This is a genomic window from Devosia sp. (assembly GCF_041917035.1).
Taxonomy (GTDB): Bacteria; Pseudomonadota; Alphaproteobacteria; order Rhizobiales; family Devosiaceae; genus Devosia_A.
In genome coordinates, this window is record NZ_JAYRYM010000229.1 from 1 (window position 1) to 5,973 (window position 5,973).

Genomic DNA, 5,973 nt, shown 5'->3' on the forward strand with positions numbered 1-5,973 from the left:
TGGAAGGTGCCGGCGCCCATCTGCATGTCGTAGGGCTGCAGGATCACGCAACCCTGCTCGGCCCAGAAGCGCTGGAGCGTCAGGATCAGCCCCTGGAACGAATTCCTCGGGTCCATGTGGCGGGGCAACGTCTCGGTCATCGGCGGCGGGTTCCGGGTGCGGTTGGCGGCCGGAACCTAGTGGCGCGGTGCGGCGGGGTCAATTGCGCACTGCGCCCGGCTCATCCCTGCCCGTCGTCTCCCGGCGGGCGGAACTTGCCGTCCTTGTCGCGCTTGAGGGTGATCATGCCGTCATTGCGCTTGATCTGGTCGCGCTCGGCGCGGTCGCGCTCGAGGCGGGCCTTGTCCACCGCCTTGAACTGGCCTTTCCAGTCGCGCCAGATGCGGCGCGCACCGAGGAAGATGACCCCGGCGATGACGAGGAAGATGACGACGCGGATGAGGATGGCGGTCATCTGTCAGAGCCCGAAGCGCGCCCACAGCGCGCGATCCTCGATGGCGTCGATGGCCCCGCCCGCCAGCGCGGCGAAGCCCAGTCGCGGCAGGCCGAGCAACCCGCGCCGCGGTGCGATCGGCAGCAGTTCGACCTTTTCGCCATAGCGCTCGCGCAGCACGGCGCGCACGTCCCCGAGCGCATCGACGAGGCCGAGGTCCAGCCCGCGCAGGCCGCTCCAGAACTCGCCGGTGAACAGATCGTCGTCCGCCCCCTTCAGCCGGTCGCCGCGCCGCGCCTTGACCCAGTCGATGAACACCCGGTGCACGTCGAGTTCCAGCTGCTTGATGCGGGCGACGTCCTCGGGCTTTTCCGGCAGGAACGGATCGAGCGTCGACTTGTTCCTGCCGGCCGTATGGACGCGGCGCTCGACCCCGAGCTTGTCGATCGCCCCGACGAAGCCGAAGCCGGCGAAGATCACGCCGATCGAGCCGACGATCGAGGAGGGGTCGGCGATGATCTCGTCGCCGGCCACCGCGATGAAATAGCCGCCGGATGCCGCCGCGTCCTCGACGAACACCAGCACCGGCTTGCCATTCTCCTCGGCGAGGTCGCGGATGCGTTTCGAGATCAGCCGCGACTGCACCGGCGAGCCGCCGGGGGAGTTGACAATGATGGCGACGGCGGGGGCCGATTTCAGCGCGAAGGCGCGCTTCAGCAGCGGCTCCACCGATTCGATGTTGAGCCGGCCCGGGCGCGGGTCGGCGGCGATCACGCCGTGCAGGCGCACCACCGGGATCACCGGGCCAGACTGGCCGACGATCCGCCTCATCCAGGTTCCGAGCCCCATTCGCGCGTCCTCGCTGCCGACAGGGGGCAGATGTATGTGCCCCGGCCGGGCTTTACCAGACCAGCGTCGCGCTGCCGCGGAAAATCGCCTCGAACTCGGGGCGGAAGGTCCGTCCGGCATCCTCGTGCAGGGGCCGGGCGGCGAGCAGGGTGAACGGGGCCCGCGACCCCTTGATGCCGCGCACCAGCACGCGATGCGCCGGCTGGCCGGCGCGCGGCAGCAGCGGCAAAACGCTGACCGCGCCGAAGCGCGTGCCGAGGGCGGCGAGCAGGGCCGGCAGCGCCGTCGCGACGTGGATGAAGATCACTTCGCCGCCATTGGCCGCATGCGTCGCGGCCGCCCGGACCCAGCGTTCGAGCGCGTCGGCCGGCATGTGGCGGGCCCCGGCCCGCGCTGCCGCGGGCGCCGTGCCCCGGCCCGGCGCGAAGAACGGCGGATTGGCGATGACGCTGTCGAACCGATCGGCCGCCAGTCCCCCCGCCCGGCGCTGCGCCGCGGTCGCGGTCACGTCGAGGCAGAGGACGGTGCCGCGCCCCTGCATGCCGTTGGCGGCGAGGTTCGCCTCGGCGAGCGCCGCCATGGCCGGGTCGATCTCGACCAGCGTCGCGTGGGCACCCGGCCGGTCGGCGAGCGCCACCAGCGCCGCCGTTCCGGCCCCGGCGCCGAGGTCCAGCACGCGCTCCGCCCCGGCCCGCACGGCGGCGCCGAGGAGCACGGAATCGAGCCCGGCGCGGAAACCGGCGGGGGGCTGCGACACAACCAGCCGACCACCCAAAAAGGCATCGCGTGTCGGCGTTTGATGTTTTACAAGAGCGGCGTCGTGGTCTAGGGACATCGGACCGGACTATAGGGCCTCCGCGGGGGCCGACAACCGAGGAATTCATGGCGTCATCGGCGGCAGCGACAAAGGTGGCGACCGAACCCAATGCGGTCGACCGGCTGGTCAGTTCCACGCGCCCCGGCATGGATCGGGTCAATGCCCTGATCCTCGAGCGGCTGCGCTCGCATGTCGAACTCGTGCCGGAGGTGGCGCGCTACCTGATCGAGGCCGGCGGCAAGCGGCTGCGGCCGATGCTGACCATCGCCGCCTCCGAGCTGTTCGGCCGCCCCGACGGCAACGAGGTGGTGTTCGCCGCATCGGTCGAGTTCATGCACAATGCGACCCTGCTGCACGACGACGTGGTCGACGAGAGCACCATGCGGCGCGGCCGCGCCGCGGCGCGCATGGTGTGGGGCAACCAGGCGAGCGTGCTCGTCGGCGATTTCCTGCTCGGGCAGGCCTTCATGATGATGGTCGAGACCGGCAGCATCGAGGCGCTCAAGGTGATCTCGCGCGCCGCCACCGTGATCGCCGAGGGCGAGGTGCTGCAGCTGGCCAAGACGCGCGATCTCGCGGCCAGCCGCGACGATTATGACAACGTCATCCGCGCCAAGACCGCGACCTTGTTCGAGGCGGCCACCGAAGTCGGCGCCATGGCCGCCGGGGCCGATGCGGCCGGTCGGCGGGCGCTGCGCGACTATGGCCGCGAACTGGGCTACGCCTTCCAGCTGGTCGACGACGTGCTCGACTATCGCGGCGAGAGCGGCACGCTGGGCAAGAACACCGGCGACGACCTGCGCGAAGGCAAGATGACGCTGCCGGTGATCCTGGCGCTCGAAGCGGCCAATCCGGCCGAGCGCGAGGTGATCGTCTCGAGCCTGGGCAGGACCGAGGCGGCGCAGTCCGATCTGGCACGCGTGCTGGCGGTGTTCGAGCGGCACGACACGCTCGGGCGCACGCTCGACGAGGCCGGCCAGCACGCCCGCCGCGCCCGCGAGGCGCTGAAGCCGCTGCCGCCTTCGGAGATGAAGCTGCTGCTCGGCGAGGTCGTCGAGGCCACCATCGCCCGCGCCTACTGAGGCGGAGCCGCCGCCTCTTGCGGCGTGATCACCGGTGCCGCCGCCACCCAGAAGCCGTGGCGCGTCCGGCGCAGTTCGTGGGCGGCCTGATGCGCCTGCGCGGCGGAGCCGAACAGGCCGAACACCGTGCCGCCCGATCCCGACATGCGGGCCAGCACGCAGCCCTCGAGGCCCGCCATCTCGGCGATCAGTTCGCCGATCACCGGCAGCAGCGCGACGGCGGCGGGCTCGAGGTCGTTGCGTGTCCCGGCGAGCCACAGTCCGAGCTGGGCCGGCCGGGTCAGCGGCTGCGGCAGCGGCGGCAGCGGCGGGTTGTCGCGGCGGGCGAGGCGCCGGAACACGTCGGCCGTGGCGACCGGCAGCAGCGGATTGACCAGCACGATGTGGGTGGCGGGAAAGGTCGGCAGCGGGTGGATGATCTCGCCCACGCCACGCATTTCGCAGGGGCGCGAGAAGAGGCACGCGGGCACGTCGGCGCCCAGCCTGAGGGCCAGTTCGGCGAGCGCGGCGGGGGGAATCGATGTCGCGCTGCGGCGCGCCAGGAGGCGCAGCATCGCCGCCGCGTCGGCGGAGCCGCCGCCCAGCCCGGCCGCGACCGGCAGGTTCTTGCGCAGTTCGACCGCGAGGCCGGTGCCGGCCGCCTCCGGCCAGCGGGCGCGGAACGCTGCGAGCGCCCGGGCGACGAGATTGCCTTCGCCGCCGCCGGCGGCCGCGGCGAAGGGCCCGGTCACGGCGAGGCTGTCGGCCCGCGAGGGGCGCGCAACGATCTCGTCGGCGACGTCGGCGAACACCACGAGGCTCTCGAGCTCGTGATAGCCATCGGCGCGGCGGCCGGTGACGTGCAGCGCCAGGTTGACCTTGGCGGGCGCGGCCTCGACGAGGGAGCCGTCCATGCTACTGGGCGAGCGGCGCGGGCTGGCTCTCGGCCACCGGGGTGGATGCCGTCGCCTCGGGCGCCAGCGGCGGCAGGCCGTCGGCAAGCTTGCTGGCGACCCGCTCCTTGACTGCGCCCTCGCTGTCGACGGCGGCCGCGACGTTCCACTGGAAGCGGGCCTCGAGCTGCCGGCCGGCGCGCCAGTAGGCATCGCCCAGGTGGTCGTTGATCTCCGGGTCGGACGGCCGGATCTGCACGGCGCGCTCGAGTTGCTCCACCGCCTCGGGGAAGCGGTTCAGCCGATAGTAGGCCCAGCCCAGGCTGTCGATGATGTAGCCGTCATTGGGCGAGCCGGCGACCGCCTTCTCGATCAGCTCCAGCGCCGGCAACAGGTTCACGCCCTGGTCGACCCAGCTGTAGCCGAGGTAGTTGAGCACCTGCGGCTGGTCGGGGTTGAGCTCCAGCGCCCGCTTGAAGTCGGCCTCGGCCCTCTGCCACTGCTTGGAGCGCTCGAAGGCGATGCCGCGCACGTAGTAGTAGCGCCAGTCGCCGGGGGTATCCCCGGCCAGCGCATCGAGCACCCGCGTATAGGACTCGGCGGCCTCGGTATATTTCTCGGAGGCCCGCTGCATGTCGCCCAGCACCGCCAGCGCCTCGGTGTCGGTGGGGTTGGTGGCGACGATATTGCTGAGCCGCCGGATGGCCTCGTCGTGATCGCCCAGCTCGTCGAGGTTCTCGGCGATGCGCACCACCGCCATCGGCTTCATCGGCGACTGCGCCGGAATGCCGTCATAGATCGCGTTGGCCGCCTCGAACTGCCCGGCGCCGTCGAGCAGCTGGCCATAGACCATGTCGATCACATGCGCGTCGGGATCGAGGTAGCGGCCCAGCTGCAGGAACACCGCGGCGATCTCCGGGCTGCCCTCCCGCGCCAGCGCCACGCCCACCGAGTGGAACATCTCGGCGGCGCCGGCCTGGATGGTCGGCGCGAACACCCCGGGCCGCTGGCGCTTGTCGATGGCCGCCTTCACCTGGCTGACCAAGGGGTGCGAAAGCCCCTGGTCCTCGAAGGCGGCGATCACCTTGCGCGCGTCTTCGAACCGGCCGGAATTGCCCAGCATGCGGGCATGCGCCTCGACGATGCGGGCGATGTAGGGATCGGCCTCGTGGGCCTTGGCGATCAGCTCCAGCGCCTGGCGGGAGTCGCCGGCGACGTCGGCCATGATGGCGCGGTGGAACACCAGGAAGTCCTCGAGCCCGCCCTTGCCGATCTCGTCGAGCACCTTGCCCGCCTCGTCCCGCTTGCCCTCGCCCTCGAGGGCCCAGGCGCGCAGCAGGCCGCCGGTGATGCCGGCGAAGGTGTCGCCGCCGACGGATTCGAGCGCGCGGCCGGCGGCGCCGTAGCGCCGCGCCTTGATCGCTTCGGTGCCGATGACGAGGCTCGCCAGGTCGTTCGGCGCGGCGAGCTCGAGCAGGTGCTCGGCCAGCGTCGCCGCCTCGGCGATCTGTCCGTCCGCGGCCAGCGCGATGAAGCCGCGCTCGATGACGATCGGATTGTCCCAGTCGGCCTCGGCGGCCCGGCGGAAGAAGCCCGCGGCGGCGCCGGTGCTGAGATCGGCGAGCGCTTCGCGACCGGCGAGGAAATTGCCGGTGATGCTGAGCTGGCGCACCGAGAACATCTGGCCCTGGTCGAGCGACAGGGCGCCTCCGGTGGCGAGACCGACGGCGATCAGGGCCGAGATCAGCAGGCGGGCGGGGTGGGTCACAGGTTTACGAACTCCACGAAGGGCAACAGGGCTGGCGCGGCCGGGATCAGGCGCACAAAGATGGGCGATTTTGCGACTGCGCCGCAAGGGGAGCAGCCGATCACGTCGATGCTACATGCCCGAATAATTGGGGCCCGAGCCGCCCTCCGGCG

7 protein-coding genes are annotated in these 5,973 nt (G+C 71.6%); 1 reads left to right on the forward strand and 6 read right to left on the reverse strand.

Annotation, left to right across the window (positions count from 1 at the left end; genetic code table 11):
* The 4 genes from ACE3TU_RS17920 to ACE3TU_RS17935 form a co-directional block, all read right to left on the reverse strand.
* On the reverse strand, window positions 1–140 hold a 140-nt coding region (locus ACE3TU_RS17920), incomplete at its 3' end, for a glycine--tRNA ligase subunit alpha (protein WP_374626690.1).
* Window positions 141–220: 80 nt separating this feature from the next.
* The gene (locus ACE3TU_RS17925) at window positions 221–454 is read right to left on the reverse strand and encodes a hypothetical protein (RefSeq protein ID WP_374626677.1); all 234 of its coding nucleotides are present in this window, start codon (window positions 452–454) and stop codon (window positions 221–223) included.
* Between the two features lie 3 nt (window positions 455–457).
* Entirely contained in the window at window positions 458–1,282 is an 825-nt protein-coding gene (locus tag ACE3TU_RS17930; protein WP_374626679.1) for a S49 family peptidase, read from the reverse strand.
* A gap of 52 nt (window positions 1,283–1,334) precedes the next feature.
* Complete coding sequence (locus ACE3TU_RS17935; RefSeq protein WP_374626681.1) at window positions 1,335–2,039, reverse strand: tRNA1(Val) (adenine(37)-N6)-methyltransferase; 705 nt, start codon at window positions 2,037–2,039, stop codon at window positions 1,335–1,337.
* Between the two features lie 125 nt (window positions 2,040–2,164).
* On the opposite strand from ACE3TU_RS17935, the gene ACE3TU_RS17940 reads away from it, so the two are divergent.
* Window positions 2,165–3,181: a polyprenyl synthetase family protein gene (locus tag ACE3TU_RS17940; RefSeq protein ID WP_374626683.1), complete on the forward strand. Its 1,017-nt coding sequence runs from the start codon at window positions 2,165–2,167 to the stop codon at window positions 3,179–3,181.
* Here the strand turns inward: ACE3TU_RS17940 and ACE3TU_RS17945 are convergent.
* Entirely contained in the window at window positions 3,175–4,074 is a 900-nt protein-coding gene (locus ACE3TU_RS17945) for a 4-(cytidine 5'-diphospho)-2-C-methyl-D-erythritol kinase (protein WP_374626686.1), read from the reverse strand. The two genes, ACE3TU_RS17940 and ACE3TU_RS17945, sit on opposite strands and share 7 nt — an antisense overlap.
* A 1-nt stretch (window position 4,075) precedes the next feature.
* Window positions 4,076–5,821, reverse strand: coding sequence for a tetratricopeptide repeat protein (locus tag ACE3TU_RS17950; protein ID WP_374626688.1), 1,746 nt, complete (start codon window positions 5,819–5,821; stop codon window positions 4,076–4,078).
* Between the last annotated feature and the right edge of the window lie 152 nt (window positions 5,822–5,973).